15 protein-coding genes are annotated in these 16,662 nt (G+C 70.9%); 8 read left to right on the top strand and 7 right to left on the bottom strand.

Annotation, left to right across the window (positions count from 1 at the left end):
• Both AC31A1_RS29145 and AC31A1_RS29140 read right to left on the bottom strand, forming a co-directional pair.
• A partial coding sequence (locus AC31A1_RS29145) for a sensor histidine kinase (RefSeq protein ID WP_489656184.1) occupies positions 1 to 2,234 on the bottom strand: 2,234 nt, incomplete at its 3' end.
• A gap of 49 nt (positions 2,235 to 2,283) precedes the next feature.
• A complete protein-coding gene (locus AC31A1_RS29140; protein WP_489656183.1) occupies positions 2,284 to 3,057 on the bottom strand; it encodes an MHYT domain-containing protein in 774 nt (257 codons plus the stop codon).
• 152 nt (positions 3,058 to 3,209) lie between these two features.
• Between AC31A1_RS29140 and AC31A1_RS29135 the strand changes: the two genes are divergently transcribed.
• On the top strand, positions 3,210 to 3,809 hold the full coding sequence (locus AC31A1_RS29135) for a class I SAM-dependent methyltransferase (RefSeq protein ID WP_489656182.1): 600 nt from the start codon (positions 3,210 to 3,212) through the stop codon (positions 3,807 to 3,809).
• A 45-nt stretch (positions 3,810 to 3,854) separates the two neighbouring features.
• Here AC31A1_RS29135 and AC31A1_RS29130 read toward each other — a convergent pair whose 3' ends face one another.
• Positions 3,855 to 4,610 (bottom strand): alpha/beta fold hydrolase, encoded by a 756-nt coding sequence (locus AC31A1_RS29130; RefSeq protein ID WP_489656181.1) that lies wholly within the window; start codon positions 4,608 to 4,610, stop codon positions 3,855 to 3,857.
• Positions 4,611 to 4,731: 121 nt separating this feature from the next.
• On the opposite strand from AC31A1_RS29130, the gene AC31A1_RS29125 reads away from it, so the two are divergent.
• From AC31A1_RS29125 to AC31A1_RS29115, 3 genes are all read left to right on the top strand, one after another.
• Positions 4,732 to 5,256, top strand: a complete 525-nt coding sequence (locus tag AC31A1_RS29125) for a PadR family transcriptional regulator (protein WP_489656180.1) — start codon at positions 4,732 to 4,734, stop codon at positions 5,254 to 5,256.
• A gap of 138 nt (positions 5,257 to 5,394) precedes the next feature.
• Positions 5,395 to 5,691 carry a hypothetical protein gene (locus tag AC31A1_RS29120; RefSeq protein WP_489656179.1) on the top strand — a complete coding sequence of 99 codons (297 nt, stop codon included), beginning with the start codon at positions 5,395 to 5,397 and terminating at the stop codon, positions 5,689 to 5,691.
• 135 nt (positions 5,692 to 5,826) lie between these two features.
• Positions 5,827 to 6,786, top strand: coding sequence for a hypothetical protein (locus AC31A1_RS29115; protein ID WP_489656178.1), 960 nt, complete (start codon positions 5,827 to 5,829; stop codon positions 6,784 to 6,786).
• A gap of 197 nt (positions 6,787 to 6,983) precedes the next feature.
• On the opposite strand, the gene AC31A1_RS29110 is transcribed toward AC31A1_RS29115, so the two are convergent.
• Both AC31A1_RS29110 and AC31A1_RS29105 read right to left on the bottom strand, forming a co-directional pair.
• On the bottom strand, positions 6,984 to 7,166 hold the full coding sequence (locus tag AC31A1_RS29110) for a hypothetical protein (protein ID WP_489656177.1): 183 nt from the start codon (positions 7,164 to 7,166) through the stop codon (positions 6,984 to 6,986).
• A gap of 133 nt (positions 7,167 to 7,299) precedes the next feature.
• A complete protein-coding gene (locus tag AC31A1_RS29105; protein ID WP_489656176.1) occupies positions 7,300 to 8,364 on the bottom strand; it encodes a fatty acid desaturase family protein in 1,065 nt (354 codons plus the stop codon).
• Between the two features lie 375 nt (positions 8,365 to 8,739).
• On the opposite strand from AC31A1_RS29105, the gene rox reads away from it, so the two are divergent.
• Both rox and AC31A1_RS29095 read left to right on the top strand, forming a co-directional pair.
• On the top strand, positions 8,740 to 10,164 hold the full coding sequence (gene rox, locus AC31A1_RS29100) for a rifampin monooxygenase (RefSeq protein ID WP_489656185.1): 1,425 nt from the start codon (positions 8,740 to 8,742) through the stop codon (positions 10,162 to 10,164).
• A 246-nt stretch (positions 10,165 to 10,410) separates the two neighbouring features.
• Positions 10,411 to 11,757, top strand: coding sequence for an esterase-like activity of phytase family protein (locus AC31A1_RS29095; protein ID WP_489656175.1), 1,347 nt, complete (start codon positions 10,411 to 10,413; stop codon positions 11,755 to 11,757).
• A 23-nt stretch (positions 11,758 to 11,780) separates the two neighbouring features.
• On the opposite strand, the gene AC31A1_RS29090 is transcribed toward AC31A1_RS29095, so the two are convergent.
• Positions 11,781 to 12,032 carry a hypothetical protein gene (locus AC31A1_RS29090; RefSeq protein ID WP_489656174.1) on the bottom strand — a complete coding sequence of 84 codons (252 nt, stop codon included), beginning with the start codon at positions 12,030 to 12,032 and terminating at the stop codon, positions 11,781 to 11,783.
• 349 nt (positions 12,033 to 12,381) lie between these two features.
• Positions 12,382 to 13,548 carry a xylose isomerase gene (xylA, locus tag AC31A1_RS29085; protein ID WP_489656173.1) on the bottom strand — a complete coding sequence of 389 codons (1,167 nt, stop codon included), beginning with the start codon at positions 13,546 to 13,548 and terminating at the stop codon, positions 12,382 to 12,384.
• A gap of 185 nt (positions 13,549 to 13,733) precedes the next feature.
• On the opposite strand from xylA, the gene xylB reads away from it, so the two are divergent.
• Complete coding sequence (gene xylB, locus AC31A1_RS29080; protein ID WP_489656172.1) at positions 13,734 to 15,179, top strand: xylulokinase; 1,446 nt, start codon at positions 13,734 to 13,736, stop codon at positions 15,177 to 15,179.
• 28 nt (positions 15,180 to 15,207) lie between these two features.
• Complete coding sequence (locus AC31A1_RS29075) at positions 15,208 to 16,464, top strand: ROK family protein (RefSeq protein WP_489656171.1); 1,257 nt, start codon at positions 15,208 to 15,210, stop codon at positions 16,462 to 16,464.
• Positions 16,465 to 16,662 lie beyond the last annotated feature (198 nt).

The raw sequence follows: 16,662 nt of genomic DNA, 5'->3' as shown, positions 1-16,662 counted from the left end.
GTGGTGACTCCGGGGGGCGGGGTGTCGTTCGCCGACTCCGCGGCGGCCCGTGTGGAGACCGCCAGGGCGGGCCGGTCGGCCGAGGCGGGGACGGACTCCTGGTGCTGGGTCGCGGTGGGCACACGCGCGTACTCGCGTTCCACGGCCCGCTCCCCGTCGTCGACCGCCGCGCGCGGGGCACGTTCCGCCGCGCCGCCGTGCAGCAGCGCCGTCGGCAGCAGGACGACCGCCGTCGTTCCGCCGTAGGGCGAGGTCCGCAGGTGGACCTTGATGCCGTGGCGGGCGGCGAGCCTGCTGACCACGAAGAGGCCGAGCCGGTCGCTGTCGAAGAGGTCGAGGGCCTCGGACTGTTCAATGCGGCGGTTGGCGTCGCCCAGGGACTCCGTGCCCATGCCGAGGCCCCGGTCCTCGACCTCTACGGCGTAGCCGTTGCCGACGGGTTCGCCGGTGACCCGCACGCGTGTGTGCGGCGGCGAGAACTGGGCCGCGTTCTCCACGATCTCGGCGAGCAGGTGCGTGAGGTCGGCGACGGCGGCGCCGACGACGGACGCCTCGGGGAGTTGGCGTACCTCCACGCGCGCGTAGTCCTCGACCTCGGAGACGGCCGCGCGGACGACGTTGGTCAGCGAGACCGGCATGCGCCAGGCCCGCCCGGGTGCCGCCCCGGAGAGGATGATCAGGCTCTCGGCGTGCCGTCGCATTCGGGTGGTGAGGTGGTCGAGGCGGAACAGGTCGCTCAGTTCGTTCGGGTCCTCGGAGCGGCGCTCCATGCGATCCAGAAGGCTGAGTTGACGGTGCACCAGGACCTGGCTGCGGCGGGCGAGGTTGACGAAGACCCCGGAGATGCCGCTGGCGAGTTCGGCACGTTCGACGGCGGCCCGCAGAGCCGCGCGGTGCACGGTGCTCAGGGCCTCGACGACCTGTCCGATCTCGTCCTCCGCGGGCGACCCGGGCGGGGCCTCCGCCCTGATGTCGATCTCCTCCCCCGCGCGCAGTCTCCGCATGGCCTCGGGGAGTTTGTGGCGGGCGATCCCGAGGGCGTCGTTGCGCAGGCTCACGAGTTCGACGACGAGGCCGCGTCCGATGCGCACCGAGATGACGAGCGACGCGATGACGGCGGCGAGACCGAGCAGGACCGCGGCACCGGCGGAGGTGAGCAGCCCGCGGGTGAAGGGATCGGCGCGGTCGGCGACCCCGCTGCCCGCATCCGACTCGATGCTGCGCATGCCGTCCTGCACGCGTGTGTGGGCGTTGTTCCAGGTGGTCTCCGGAGCCGCGGCGATCGCCCTGGTGGCCGAGCTGGTGGCGAGGACCTTGTCCTCGACGGTGCCGATCGCAACGTAGGCGCTGGTGTCGGCGAGGTGCTGCCAGGCGGCGCGTTCGGAGCCGCGCAGGTCCTCGACGGCGGAGTCGGTGAGGGTGCGTCGGGTGTCGACGGCCCCGGTGAACAGCCTCAGCCGCTCCCCGTCGAGCCTGCCGTCGAGACGGGCGCCGGCGAGCATCACGTCCTCCTGGGACAGTGATTCCCCGGCCCGGGAGAACTCCAGGAGCACGCGCGCGTCGGATCCGAGGTCGGCGTCCTGGATCCCGGTGAGCGCCCCGCCCACGGCGAAGGCCGTCGCGATGGTCTTCGTGTACTGCCCGTAGGTCTCGTCCCATCCCGCGCGGTGGCCGAGCACGTCGGTCCGCAGCGAGCGCAGTTGCTCGGCTCCGGTGACGAAGGTCTTCAGTCGGCGGGCGACCCCGGCGGGCAGTTCCTCGGCGTCGGCAACGGTATTGCCGCCGCCGAGCCGCAACCGGGCGACCGCCCGGTCCGTGCTCGCCGCGAGCTTCTTCAGGTCTCCGCTCTGCTCGGCGTCGGGGTCGGTCGCGTAGCGCACGGCGGCCGACCGCTCGGCCTGCAGCGCCACCACGGCGGCCGCGACGGGGCTGCGCACCGCGGAGTCCACGCGCTGCAACTGCCGTAGCCGGGAGACGTCCTGGGCGGTGCTGACGGTGGCGTACGCCCACAGGGCGAGCAGGGAGACGACCGGCACCATCAGGAGGCAGACGATCTTTGCTCGTACGGTGCGGGGGCGCATCCGCCATCGTCCCGCGCGCGGGGGTATGTCCTCCGACGAGGCGTCCAGGAGATCGTCGAAGAGTTCGTCGGCGGGTGGTCCGGCATGCGCGCGACGACCGCGCACGGGCGGCGCCTCGGCGCCGGCTCTCGGGGTCCTACGGGGGGTACGCATGGCCTCCTCGCTCGGAAGTGGTTCTCAGGGGCGGGCTGCGCGGGCCGGACTAGCGGGCGACGCTCTCGACCGGCCGCTGGGCCGAGGCGGTGGCCTCGCGTTCTCCCGTGGTCGGCGACAGTGCGACGAATGCCGAGGTCAGGAACAGGTAGGACCCGAGGCCCACGGCGAGGGGGAAGATGAACTGCATCGCCGTGGCGCCGGGAAGGACGGCTCCGGAAGGCGTGACGTGCACGCGCACCGCGAACATGCCGGTGTAGTGCATGCTGCTGACGGCCGCTCCCATGACGAGGGAGGCAACGGTGACCGCGACGGGCGACTTGATGTTGAGGGCCGCCCACAGGGCCGCGGTCGCCGCGACGACGGCGATCAGCACGGAGAGCCCGACGAGCATCGGGTCGTAGCTCACGTCTCCGTGCAACCGCATCGCCGCCATGCCCAGGTAGTGCATGCTCGCGACGCCCAGTCCGGTGGTGAGGCCGCCGAGGAAGAGCGCGCGGCCCCGGTCGCGGCTGTAGCCGACCGCGAAGACGCCCGCGCAGACGACGACCATGGCGACGAGGAGGCTGAGCATGGTCAGTGGTACGTCGTAGCGGATGTCGGTGCCGCTGACGCCGAAGCCGAGCATGGCCACGAAGTGCATGGTCCAGATGCCGGTGCCGAGTGCCGAGGCCGCGGTGATGAGCCAGTTGCGGCGCGAGCGGCCGGTGGCGCCGAGCGCGCGGACGGTGCAGCGCAGCCCGAGTGCGGAGCCCATGCAGGCCATCACGTATGACAGCACGGGGGTCAGCCAGCCGAAGGTGGCGTGGTCCAGGTGTCCCATGACCAGGGGACGCTAGTGGGGGCACGGGTGCACAAAGGGGGCGCATTTCGAAAGGTGTTGCAATCTGACGCGGAGAGGTGCCTGAACGACCGCGTCACGCTCGAACATGCGCACCGAAGGGTCATCCGTGTCGGTGAGGGATCATGCGGAACATGAGCGACGACCACACACATGTCCAGGAGTTCTTCGGTGCGCGCGCCGCCGACTGGGACAGCCGCTTTCCGGACGACGGCCCCGCCTACGCCGCCGCGGTCGCCGAACTCGGGCTGCGCTCAGGAGACCGGGTGCTCGACGCGGGCTGCGGGACGGGACGCGCGCTGCCGCCGCTCCGTGCGGCCGTGGGGCGCTCCGGAGTGGTGGTCGGGGCCGATCTGACCCCGGCCATGCTGGAGGCCGCCGTACGAGCCGGACGGGGCCGCGACGGGCTCCTGCTGCTCGCCGACGTCGCCGCGCTGCCGCTGCGGTCGGAATCGCTCGACGCCGTGTTCGCGGCGGGCCTCATCGCTCATCTGCCCCGACCCGAGGAGAATCTGCGGGAGTTGGCGCGCGTGGTGCGCCCCGGCGGCACGCTGGCCCTGTTCCATCCGATCGGCCGGGCGGCGCTCGCGGCGCGTCAGGGGCGGCAGATCACACCGGACGACCTGCGCGCGGAGGCCAATCTCCGTCCGCTGCTGGCCGGTTCGGGGTGGCGCATGACGTCGTACGCCGACGAGGACACCCGCTTCCTGGCGCTGGCCGTTCGCGAGCACTGAGAGGTCGTTGTCTATAGATGAAAACGACCTCCAAGCCCGCGCGGGTCACACGTTTCCCGCGACTGCCGCCGCGAAGGCTTCGGGGTTGTCGAACATGACGTTGTGCCCGGCACCGGGCACGGTCACCACGTGCACTCCTGCCGCCTCCAAGCCCTCGCTGTCCGGAAGCTCGCCGCTCAACTCGCCCTGGAGATACACGCGGTCGATCGCGAGTCCTTCGAGGATCGTGCGCATCACGGGGTCGGATCCGCGCCGGAGCCCCACGGCGGTGCGGTGCAGGGCACGCGGGTCGGCCAGTCTCATGGTCGCCGCCCACAGGGGACCGACCTTCTCCAGCACGCGCGCGTACCCGTCGTCTACGAATTCGCCCTCTTCGTAGGAGGCGATTTCGCTGCTGCCCGCCGTGACAGGCGGATGAGCGTCCAGGTTGGCCTCCGTGAGGACCAGCCGAGACACGAGCTCGGGCCGGTGACGGGCGAGCACGATGGCGACGGCGCCGCCCATGCTGTGTGCGACCAACTCGGCGCCGGTGACACCCGCTTCATCGAGAGCGGCCGCCAGGGCGTCGGCATGGTCCTCAAGGCTGTAGCCGTAACCCTCGGGCCGGTCACTGATGCCATGGCCGGGCAGATCGACGAACAGGCTGCGCCGGCCCGCGAGTTCGGGGCGGGCCGCGATGTGCGCGTGATAGACGGCCGAGACGGAGCCCAGCCCGTGCACATACACGCGCGCGGGTTGCGCACCCGGCGTCTCCGTCCAGCGGATGCAGCTCCCCTTGCCGTCGAACTCGGCCTGCCTCATTGCGCCCTCCTCGGCACCGCGGTCGCTGTCAGCACTCCAGGAAGATACATCGCTACCGATGTATAGCGCCAACGTAGTATCCGGGAGGCGATGTACAGCGCCCATGCGGCAGACTGCGGGCATGCTGGAACTCGCCATCCTCGGTTCCCTGTACGACACCCCGCTGCACGGCTATGAGTTGCGCAAACGCATCACCGCACTGACGGGGCACGTGCGACCGGTGGCCGAGAGCACCCTGTACCCGGCGATCAAGCGGCTGGAGAAGGCAGGGCTCCTGAAGCGGGCCACCGAGCCCGGAGCGGTCGCCGCCCCGCGCCACGTCCTGACGCTCACCAAGGAGGGCAGACACGAACTGCGCCGTCGGCTCACCGAGCCCGCCCAGCGCGACATCACCGACGAGAACCGCTGGTTCACGATCCTCGCCTTCCTCAGGCACCTCGACGCCCCCACCGCCCAGGCGGCCGTGCTACGGCGCCGACTGGCCTTCCTGGAGGAACCCGCGAGCTTCTTCTACGACGGCGACCGACCGCTGCGCGCCGAGGAGTTGGACGATCCCTTCCGGCGCGGCATCCTCACGATCGCCCGGGCCGCGAGCCGGGCCGAACTCACCTGGCTGCGGGCCACGTTGAACTCACTCGATGGCTGACCCGCATCCGCGCGGGGCGTTCGACGGGCGCGCTTCACCGCACCGTCCCCCTTCTGCCGCCGCGACTCCAACTCTACGTTGGGTGGCGGTAGATGAACGGTCAGCGACAGCGAACCACGCAGGGGGAAGGCGGTCAGCATGTTCGACAGGCCCCGTAAGACCTTCGCCAGATTTCTCACCTCCACGCGAACGGAGCCGAGCAGCGCCCCGCAACAGCGCCCGCACAATCTCTTCGAGGCCGCCGCCGTCTATGTCTCCGCCCGCGCGGAGGACGACCAGGACCGGATCGACGAGGCCGCGGGCTGGGTGTCGCCGGAAGCGCTGTCCTTCGGGGTGAGCGAGCTGGCATGCCGGGCCGTCGTCGCGCTCGCCAGGGAGCGTGACGAGTCGCCAAGGACGGTGGCTCGTGCGCTTCTTGGGCTCCCCGCGGCCTGACAGTTCGGGTCACCGGAGGTCATTTCGCCCCGTCCAGCCGGAAAACTGCAGCTCCGGGTGTACTTGGGAGTCGTGACAAGCGCCTTCCGCGCACACTAGGGTGCGCGCGGTTGGACGAATATTGGGGAGGCTGGGATGGCCGACACGGATGAAGAGGCCGTCGCCGCCGAGGACGATGCGCTCTATGTGCTCACGGCGGTGCTGCTGACGCCGGCGAAGTTCCCGAGTGTGCTGGGCGACGACTACCCGGAGGCCTGTGCGGCGCTCGGTATGGCGCCGCTCGCAGACGGGTACGGCCTGGTTCTCGGCCAGGACGGCGACGGGTCGCGGTGGACCGTCGTCATCGACGACGTGTCGCTGGTCGCGGTCGCCATCGCGTCCTGGGACTGTGGCATGGAGTACGACCTGTCACCGAGCGAGCGCACGGTGGTCGCCGCTCTGCCGGGCTGGCCCCTCGCGGTCGCCGTCGCGGCCCCCAACGTGCCCGCGCCGCACGATCCGGACCCCGACCTCGTGGACCGGCCACCGCTGACTCCGCCGGACACCACCACCTGGGGTCCGGCACAACGACGGCTGGGTGCCGACGAGATCGCGCTGCAATGGGCCCTGTGGCGCGAGCAGATCGACGACTCGAACTTCTCGGCGCAGGAGGTTCAGGAGGCCCAGCACGAGGCGGGCGACGCGTCGAAGACGGACAAGGCCGCCTCGGACGCCACCCGCGATGCCGCCGCCCCCGACGCCGCGTCCGAGGCGGACGGAACGCCGACCGACGCCAACGCGTCGGACGGCACCTCTGCGGGCGGCAGCGGGGAAGGCCCTCAGGCGGGCCACAGCGGGGTCCGTCGGGTGCTGACGGAGGTCCGCGCGTACATCGACAGCCCGCCGCCCCTCGGCCGCGTCAGATCGTCCTTCGCGCCGGGCGACGCACGCACGCTGCGTGCCGACGGCCCCGGCTGGTCGTTGGTGGCCCGAACCGACGACATAGCGTTCGTCCTCCTCGACGACGAGCCCGGCGAGGTGCTACCGGTCGGCCGGGGCCCCGAGCTTCCCGGTCTCTTGGAAGCACTCGACAAGCTTGCCGTACGGCCGAGTTGATCCCTTGGGCTCGGATCCGAGCGTCCAGGGGCCCGGACATCCGGGTCACGCTCGATCAACCGGGTCGACGAGGAAAGCTCGGTTCATGGACGGTGCTCGGCAGCGCACCGTCCACAGGGCTGTTATCGGCAGTCCCGCAGACGGTGCTGTGCTCTGCTCCTGTACGCCGGGCCGGAACACAGCCGGGCATCCGTACGTCAGCGGCCGATCTCCTTGCCCGCCACGCGGCGCAGCCGACGCCGCTGCGACGGGTCCAGGGTGAGATATGCGGCCGTCGGCACTCCCACGACGATCAGGAATGAGACCCACCAGGGCAGCCAGATCAACAGGATCAGTCCGACCGCCACACCTCCTACGGCGATCTTCGCGCTCTTCGACATATGTCGCCTCCTCCGCGGCCGCAGCCGCTCTCTGATCTGAAAACGGGTCCGCGCTCCTCACAGTTCCGGATCGCGACCCTGAGACATCCCTGAGGCGCTTCCCCTACTGGTATCCGGGCCGTCGGCCGTTCCGTCACTCCGTCCACTCCATGCGCAGCGGCTCCCCCACCTCGTGGAGGTGGCGCAGGGCCTGCCGGTAGGAGTCGACGAGCCCCGTCTCCACGTAGGGGATACCCACATCCTGACAGTGGGCGCGCACCAGGGGTTGTGCGAGCCGCAGATTGGGCCGCGGCATGCTCGGGAAGAGGTGGTGTTCGATCTGGTAGTTGAGGCCGCCGAGGAACCAGTCGGTCAGCACGCCGCCGCGGATGTTCCGTGAGGTGAGGACCTGGCGGCGGAGATGGCCCCACCGTTCGCCGTTCGGGTCCGGCATCTCCATTCCCTTGTGGTTGGGCGCGAAGGCCAGGCCGAGGTGCAGGCCGAACAAGGCCTGGTGCAGCGCGGCGAACGCGAGTGCCTTCCCCGGGGACATCGAAATGAGCAGCAGGGTCGCGTAGGCCACGACATGGCTCACCAGTAGAGCGCCTTCGACGGCCCGCTCGCGACAGGGCTGACGCCGCAGATCCTGGAAACCGTGGACCTTGAGGGCGACGCCTTCGAGCAGCGTGAGGGGGAAGAACAGCCACGCCTGGTTGCGGGTGAGCCAGCGCCGGAACCCTGAGCGGTCCTTGGCCTGTTCGCCGGTGAAGACGAGGACGTCGGCGACGACGTCCGGGTCCTTGTCGATGTGGTTGGGGTTGGCGTGGTGGCGGTTGTGCTTGTCGTTCCACCAGGAGTAGCTCATCCCCAGCAGCAGGTTGCCGTGAATCAGGCCGATGAGACGGTTGACGGCCTTGCCGCCGGCGATCTGGGAGTGGCCCGCGTCATGGCCTATGAAGGCCGTGCGGGCACCGAACACGGCCAGGAGCGGGGCCAGGAGCAGCGTCAGCCAGGAGTCGCCGATCAGGACGATGCCCGTGACGATGCCGCCCAGCACGAGGGCGTTGGCGGCGATGCAGCGCGCGTACCAGGCATACCGCCGCTCCAGTAGGCCTCTGCCCCTGACCGTGCGCAGGAGGGGCGCGAACTCGCTTCCTGGTGGCGCCGCGACGGCATCTCCCGGATCATGCGCGCCGATGACTGCGGTGGTCTGGGACATGTCCGATCTCCGGCTCTCTCAGGCAACGGGCTGACCTGAGCAAACGTACGAATCGGTGACCGGTCGAGACCATGACGGAACCCCCCGTGTCCGTACGGGGGTCAGCCGGGTCCGCACAGGGGGGTTGACGACACCCTCGCCGACCCGGTCCCCAGGGATCGAGCCTGCGGAGAGGTACCCGGAAAAGGGCGATGGCAAGGAGTTCACCCACTCCTTGCCACACCCAACGTATAGCGCAGCCGGGGGCTTGCGGCAAGGCCCGGGTCGTCCCGCAAAATGGCCGACCGAGGCCGGGACCTGCGGAAACGAAAGAGTCGCGAGCGCAGGTCCACGGATCGGCGGGCCGGAAACCAATCTCGTTGGATGGGCGTTCTGATGATTGACGTGATCGTGGCCGGTGGCGGACCGACCGGCTTGATGCTGGCCTGCGAGTTGCGACTGCACGGCGTGCACGTGGTCGTGCTGGAGAAGCTGACCGAGCCGACCGGGGAGGCCCGCGGGCAGGGTCTGCACGCTCGAAGTGTCGAGATCATGGACCAGCGCGGCCTCCTCGACCGGTTCCTCGCGGTCCGTGAGAAGTTCCAGATGGGTGGTCTCTTCGGAGGCATCGTCAAACCATGGCCGGACCGATCGGACACGGCTCACCCGTACGGCGTCGCCACCCCGCAACCGGTCACCGAGCGACTGCTCGAAGAGCGCGCCGTCGAACTCGGTACCGAGATCCGGCGCGGCTGCGAGGTGATCGGGTTGAGTCAGGCCGAGGACGGGGTGACCGTCGAGTTGGCGGACGGCTCGCAACTGCGCTCGCGCTACGTCGTGGGATGCGACGGCGGCCGCAGCACGGTACGCAAGTTGCTCGGTGTCGGTTTCCCTGGCGAGCCCGCGACGGTCGAGACGCTGCTGGGTGAGATGGAAGTGACCGAGGATCCGGCGACCATCGCCGCCACCGTCGAGGAAGTCCGCAAGACCCAGCTGCGGTTCGGCGTCAGTCCCGGCGAGAACGGCGTGTACCGCGTCGTGGTGCCCGCTGACGCCGTTGCCGAGGACCGTGCGACCACGCCGACCCTCGGCGACTTCAAGCAGCAGCTACGGGCTGTCGCGGGCACCGACTTCGGCGTGCACTCGCCGCGCTGGCTGTCCCGCTTCGGCGACGCCACCCGGCAGGCCGAGCGCTACCGGGTCGGCCGGGCCCTGCTGGCCGGCGACGCGGCACACATCCATCCGCCGACCGGCGGGCAGGGGCTCAACCTGGGTGTGCAGGACGCGTTCAACCTCGGCTGGAAGCTGGCGGCCGAGGTCGACGGCTGGGCTCCGGAAGGGTTGTTGGACAGCTACCACACCGAACGACACCCTGTAGGCGCCCGAGTCATCGCCAACACGCGCGCGCAGATCACGCTTCTGGGGACCGATCCCGGCCCGACCGCACTACGGGAACTGTTCTCGACGCTAATGGACTTCGAGGAGGTGAACCGGTACGTGACCGAGATGATCACTGCGGTCGGGATCCGCTACGACTTCGGCGAGGGCCATGAACTGCTAGGCCGACGGCTGCGGGACGTGAAGCTGAAGCAGAGGCGCCTCTACGAGTTGATGCACGCCGGCCGAGGACTCCTGCTCGACCAGACCGGCCGACTCTCGGTCGCGGGGTGGGCGGATCGCGTCGACTACGTAGTCGACGTCAGCGAGGAACTGGACGCACCCGCAGTGCTACTGCGGCCGGACGGTCACGTGGCGTGGGTCGGCGACGACCAAGAGGACCTGTTCAGCCGACTGCCCGTGTGGTTCGGCGCGGCCCACTAAGACCGCCCAATCCGCTGGGGTCGGTCTGGTCGAGCAGGAGTCCTCGGCGACGGGGGAGGGATCTGTCACCGAGCCTGTGCAGCCGACAGCCCCACGGGACGCGATCGCATGACGTGGCCGATCCCTCCCCGATGCCGCGCCCGCCCGACCAGCGGCCGACACCCCGGATTCACCTCACCGTCGAGCATCGTTCCTCACGACGCCCAACTCTGGCCGCTGTCAGCCAACTTGTCCTCAGGAGGCCCGATGTCCCCGCACGACCTCGTCCGACGCCGCGTCCGTCGTCCCGTCGCGGCGGGTGTTCCGCTCGCCGTGGTGGTCGCCCTGGTGGCCGCCGGGACGGCAGCAGGAGCCCCCGCGAAGGCCGAGGCCGCCCATGTCACGCGGACGGCGACGCTGGGCGACATTCCGCTCGGTGCGTTCAGCAACGCGCTGTTGCCCGGGACGGTGGACAACGACCGGGGTGTGGACCTCGGTGGTATCGGCAGCGACATCTATCCGGCCGGCCGCAAGGGCGAGTACTGGACGGTCACCGACCGCGGGCCCAACGGCCAGATCAAGGTGAGCGGAACGAAGCGCCGTACGTTCCCGGTGCCCGGTTTTGACCCGGCGATCGTGAAGATCCGTGTCTCCGGGGACAAGGTGAAGGTCCTGGGCGCCCTCCCGATCACCACGTCCTCCGGGAAGGCCGTCACCGGGCTGTCGAACCAGGAGGGACGCGACGAGGCGCCGTACTCCTACGACGCGCAGACGGCGCTGTCGTACAACCCGAACGGCCTGGACACGGAGGGCATCGTGCGGGCCGGGGACGGGTCCTTCTGGCTCGTCGACGAGTACGGGCCGTCCCTGGTGCATGTCTCCGCGCGCGGGAAGGTGCTCACGCGGTACGTGCCCGAGGGGCTGCACCTGACCGGGGCCGACTATCCGGTGGTGGAGGCGCTGCCGGCCGTCCTGCTGCACCGGAAGACCAACCGCGGTTTCGAGGGGCTCGCCCAACTGCCCGGCGGCGACCTGGTGATGGCCCTGCAGAGCCCGCTGTCGCTGCCGGACGGGGACGCCGGGGACTCGTCGCTCAACACCCGTCTGCTGCGCTTCTCCACGAAGAAGAAGTCGGTCACGGCGGAGTACGCGTACCGCTTCGACCCGGTGAACGTGGTCGACCCCAGCGAGGACGACACCTCCGAACTCAAGATCTCCTCGGTGGTCGCCGTGGGCGACGACCGGCTGCTGGTCGAGGAACGCACCGACAAGGCGGCCCGGCTGCAGATGGTGAAGCTGAGCCGGAAGTCGAACATCCTCGGCGGTCGCTACGACGACGACACGACGTCCCCGTCGCTGGAGCAGCTCGACGACCCGGCCGCCGCGGGTGTCCCGGTGCTGGCCAAGAAGCTGGTCGTCGACCTGGGGACCGTCTCCGGGGTGCCGCAGAAGATCGAGGGCGTCGCGCGCGTGGATCACGACACGCTCGCCCTTGTGAATGACAACGACTTCGGGATGACGGACGGCGCGGGCGCGTTCGACGCGCAGGGGCGGCTGGTCGACAGCGGTGTCGAGACGACCGTGGTGTACCTGAAGCTTCCGCACGGCGTCTGAGCGTCCGTCGGCTCCTGAGACGGCTAGCCGAACAGGGACGGGAGCAGGGACTCAATGTCGCTGGGAACCTCACTCGGCAGTTCCGAGGGGAAGTTCGACGGGAGCGAGCTCGGGAGCTTGGTCGGCAGGCTGGTGGGGAGTTTCGTCGGGAGGGTGAGGGACGGGCTGCGCCTGGTGCTCGAACTGCTCCCCGCGGGAGTCTTCTTGTCCGGTGAGTCGTGTCCTCCGGAGGCCATCAGCACGATGGCGGCGACGGCTCCGGCGGCGACGATCACGGCGAGCAGGATGAACAGCGGTCGGGGGCGCCTGCGGGGAGGCGGTCCGTAGTCCCCGTAGTCCCCTGTCGGCGGGTGTCCGAAGTCTCCGGGAGGTGGTGGTCCGAAGCCGCCTCCCGGAGGCGGGGCGGCGCCCGGGGGCCCGGGCGGTCGAGGCGGTACGGGCGGCATGGCCATACCGTCAAGAGTCGCCGCGTGGAGGTCATGACGCGACCCCCGCGCGGTGGTTGATACGGGCTCATGCCGTGGATCGCATGATTCCGGAGCATTCCGCGCGGGGGTCGGTCACGAACGGGCACTCACGCACACCAGCGGGCTCGCGAGTGACGTGACGCACGCGTGCGTGCGGTCAGCCGCGCGCTCCCAGGAGGTGGTCCATGGCGAGCTGGTCGAGCTGCTCGAAGGCCATCCCGCGCTGGGCGGCCGCCTCGATGTCGAAGTCCTCGAAGGCCGAGCGGTCCGCGAGCAGTGCCTTGAGGCCGTCCGCGGCGGTCTGCTGCGCCAGTTCGTCCAGACGCGAGGCGCGCAGCGCCTCCTGGACCACCGGGTCGGCGCGGAACGCGGCCGAACGCTCCTTGAGGATCAGGTAGTTGCGCATGCAGCCGGCCGCGGACGCCCATACGCCGTCGAGGTCCTCGGTGCGCGGCGGCTTGAAGTCGAAGTGCTTCGGGCCGGCGTAACCGGCGCTCTCCAGGAGGTCGACCAGCCAGAAGGCGGCACGCAGGTCGCCGTTGCCGAAGCGCAGGTCCTGGTCGTACTTGATGCCGGACTGGCCGTTGAGGTCGATGTGGAAGAGCTTGCCCGCCCACAGGGCCTGGGCGATGCCGTGCGGGAAGTTGAGCCCGGCCATCTGCTCGTGGCCGACCTCGGGGTTGACGCCGTAGAGCTCCGGGCGCTCCAGGCGCTCGATGAACGCCAGGGCGTGGCCGACGGTGGGGAGCAGGATGTCGCCGCGGGGCTCGTTCGGCTTGGGCTCGATCGCGAACTTGATGCTGTAGCCCTGGTCGGTGACGTACTCGCCGAGGAGGTCGAAGGCCTCCTTCATGCGGTCGAGGGCGACGCGCACGTCCTTGGCGGCGCCGGACTCGGCGCCCTCGCGGCCACCCCAGGCGACGTAGGTCTCGGCGCCCAGCTCGACCGCGAGGTCGATGTTGCGGATCGTCTTGCGCAGGGCGTAGCGGCGCACGTCGCGGTCGTTGGCGGTGAACGCGCCGTCCTTGAAGACCGGGTGCGTGAAGAGGTTCGTGGTCGCCATCGGCACCTTCATGTCGGTCGCGTCGAGGGCCTCGCGGAAGCGCTTGATGTGCGCCTCGCGCTCGGTGTCCGAGGACCCGAAGGGGATCAGGTCGTCGTCGTGGAAGGTCACACCGTGGGCGCCGAGTTCGGACAGGCGCTGCACTGTCTCGACCGGGTCGAGGGCACGGCGAGTGGCGTCGCCGAACGGGTCCCTTCCCTGCCAGCCGACGGTCCAAAGGCCGAAGGTGAACCTGTCCTCGGGGGTGGGCTGGTAGTTCATGACGGGGCTCCTTGTTGCTTCGCTGCGACTATTTCGTCATGGCGGTTTACAAATTAGTATGCACACGCAGCTCTGGGAAGGGACAAGGTGTCCCTGAAGGAGTGGGGTACGGGTCACCGCACCCCGGACAGCCTTGAAAACACCAGGTCAGAGCCCGCAGAGCCGCGGAAAAAAGGGAGAGCCCGATGTCAGCAGCCGAGGGTCCGCTCGTCGTCGGCGTGGACACGTCCACCCAGTCCACCAAGGCGCTGGTCGTCGATGTGTCCACAGGACGGATCGTCGCGAGCGGCCAGGCGCCGCACACCGTCTCCTCGGGGGCGGGCCGCGAGAGCGATCCCCGCCAGTGGTGGGACGCCCTGTGCGAGGCCCTGCGCCAGTGCGGGGACGCGGCCCACGAGGCGGCGGCCGTGTCGATCGGCGGCCAGCAGCACGGCCTGGTCACCCTGGACGCCCAGGGCGAGCCGGTACGCCCGGCGCTGCTGTGGAACGACGTGCGCTCCGCGCCGCAGGCCCGCCGTCTGATCGAGGAACTGGGTGGCCCGAAGGCCTGGGCGGAGCGCACCGGCAGCGTGCCCGGCGCCTCCTTCACGGTCACGAAGTGGGCCTGGCTCGCCGAGCATGAGCCGGAGGCGGTGCGCGCCACGGCGGCCGTACGTCTCCCCCACGACTACCTCACCGAGCGGCTCACCGGGCAGGGCACCACGGACCGGGGCGATGCCTCCGGCACCGGCTGGTGGGCGTCGGGGACCGAGTCGTACGACGAGGAGATCCTGCGGCACGTCGGGCTCGACCCGGCGCTGCTGCCGCGGGTGGTGCGGCCGGGCGAGGTGGCGGGGACGGTGCGCGACTGCCACGACCTGCCGTTCTCCAAGGGCACGCTGGTCGCTCCCGGCACCGGCGACAACGCGGCCGCCGCGCTGGGTCTCGGGCTGCGTCCCGGCGTCCCCGTGCTCAGCCTCGGCACGTCGGGCACGGTGTACGCGGTGTCGAAGCACCGCCCCGCCGACCCGTCCGGCACGGTCGCGGGCTTCGCCGACGCGCACGGCGACTGGCTGCCCCTGGCCTGCACCCTGAACTGCACGCTCGCCGTGGACCGGGTCGCCGCTCTTCTGGGCCTGGACCGGGAAGCCGTGGAGCCCGGCACTTCGGTCACGCTGCTGCCCTACCTGGACGGCGAGCGCACCCCGAACCTCCCCAACGCTTCCGGCCTGCTGCACGGCCTGCGTCACGACACCACCGGCGGCCAGCTCCTCCAGGCCGCCTACGACGGCGCCGTGCACGCCCTGCTGGGCGCGCTCGACCTGGTCCTCGACGAGGACGCGGACCGCACCACGCCGCTGCTGCTGATCGGCGGGGGCGCCCGGGGCACGGCCTGGCAGGAGACCGTACGGCGGCTGTCGGGGCGCCCGGTCCAGGTGCCCGAGGCGAAGGAACTGGTCGCGCTCGGTGCCGCCGCGCAGGCCGCCGGGCTGCTGACCGGCGAGGATCCGGCCGCGGTGGCCCGGCGCTGGAGTACGGCGGCCGGGCCGGTGCTGAACGCCGTGGAGCGCGACGAGGCGACGCTGGCCAGGATCTCCGGGGTACTCTCCGACGCGGCTCCGCTGCTCGAACGGGGGCCGGACGCCCGTTGACGTACACCGACCGAGGACTGACGGAGGCATGACCGCACCGCTGCACGAGGCGCACCCCGCCGGGTCCGGGCGTGCCCTGCCCGACACCCAGCAGGGCATGCGCCGGCGCAACCTCGCGCGCGTGATGCACACGGTGAGCGCCGAGGGCCCTCTCTCGCGTGCTGCCGTGGCTTCGCGCATCGGGCTGACCCGTGCGGCGGTGTCGACGCTGGTGGACGAGCTGATCCGGTCGGGGCTCCTCGAAGAGCTGGGCCCCGAGCGGCCCGGCCGGGTGGGCCGCCCCGGATCGGCGCTCGCCGTCAGCGGGTGTGGTCCGGCCGGGATCGGCGCGGAGATCGGCGTCGACCATCTCACGGTCTGCGCGGTCGATCTGCGAGGCGAGATACGGGCCCGTGCCGTACGGCACGGCGTGAACCGCGGCCGCTCCCCCGAACCGGTGCTCGCCGAACTCACCGCGCTGGTACGGCAGGTAGTCGCCGAGGCGGACGCGGAGGGCCTGTGGCCGGCCGGGCTCGCGGTCGCCGTGCCCGGTCTGGTGGCACGTGACGGCCGTACGGTCGTCCGCGCCCCGAACCTCGACTGGCACGACACGGATCTCGGCGCCCTGCTGCCCGCCGAGCTCCCGCCCACGGTCGACAACGAGGCCAACTTCGGCGGGCTCGCCGAACTCTGGCTGGGCGACACCACTCCGCGCGACTTCTTGCATGTGTCGGCCGAGATCGGCATCGGCGCCGCGGTCGTCGTCGACGGGCGGCTGCTGCGCGGAACACGGGGATTCGCGGGCGAGTTGGGGCATGTCCCGGTGCGTCCGGACGGGCCGGAGTGCGCGTGCGGCGGGCACGGATGCCTCGAACAGTACGCGGGCGAGGAGGCGGTGCTGCGCGCCGCCGGTCTGGAGCCCGGCGCGGACCGGGTCGGTCTGCTCGCGACGCGCGCCGCCGACGGCGACGAGGCGGTACGAGGTGCCCTGCACGACGCCGGTACGGCGCTCGGCATCGCGCTGACCGGAGCGGTCAACCTCCTCGATCCGCAGCTGGTGGTGCTGGGCGGCGCGCTGTCCGGTCTCGCGCCCTGGCTGCTGCCGTCACTGGAGGCCGAGTTGGCACGGCGCACGGCGGGGCCCGCCTGTCCGGTGTCGGTGTCGCGGCTGGGGCCCGAGGGCCCGCTGCTGGGGGCCGCGCACTCGGTGGTGCGGGCCGTCCTCGACGATCCGGCGGCGGTGGCCGAACGAGCTGGGGGAATCCTGGCCGGACGGGCTGGGGACAACGTGGCCGAACAGGCCTGAAACACGGCCGGGTTCACCCGTCCGAGTGGCCGGGTTATCCACAGTCCCGCCGCCGTCCACGGAAGCACGCCATGCCCTACTGCCCAACCCGCAAGCGCCGTACCGTGATTCACGCGAGGCGCAGCCGTGGTGTCGTGACGACGGGGCGCGGGTGCGGGTGCGGATGCGGGTGCGGATGCGGGTGGACGAGGGGGGATT

It is taken from the genome of Streptomyces sp. P5F9, assembly GCF_057961495.1.
Note: the sequence above shows the minus strand (reverse complement) of the source record. Positions and strands in the feature narration are given on the sequence as shown.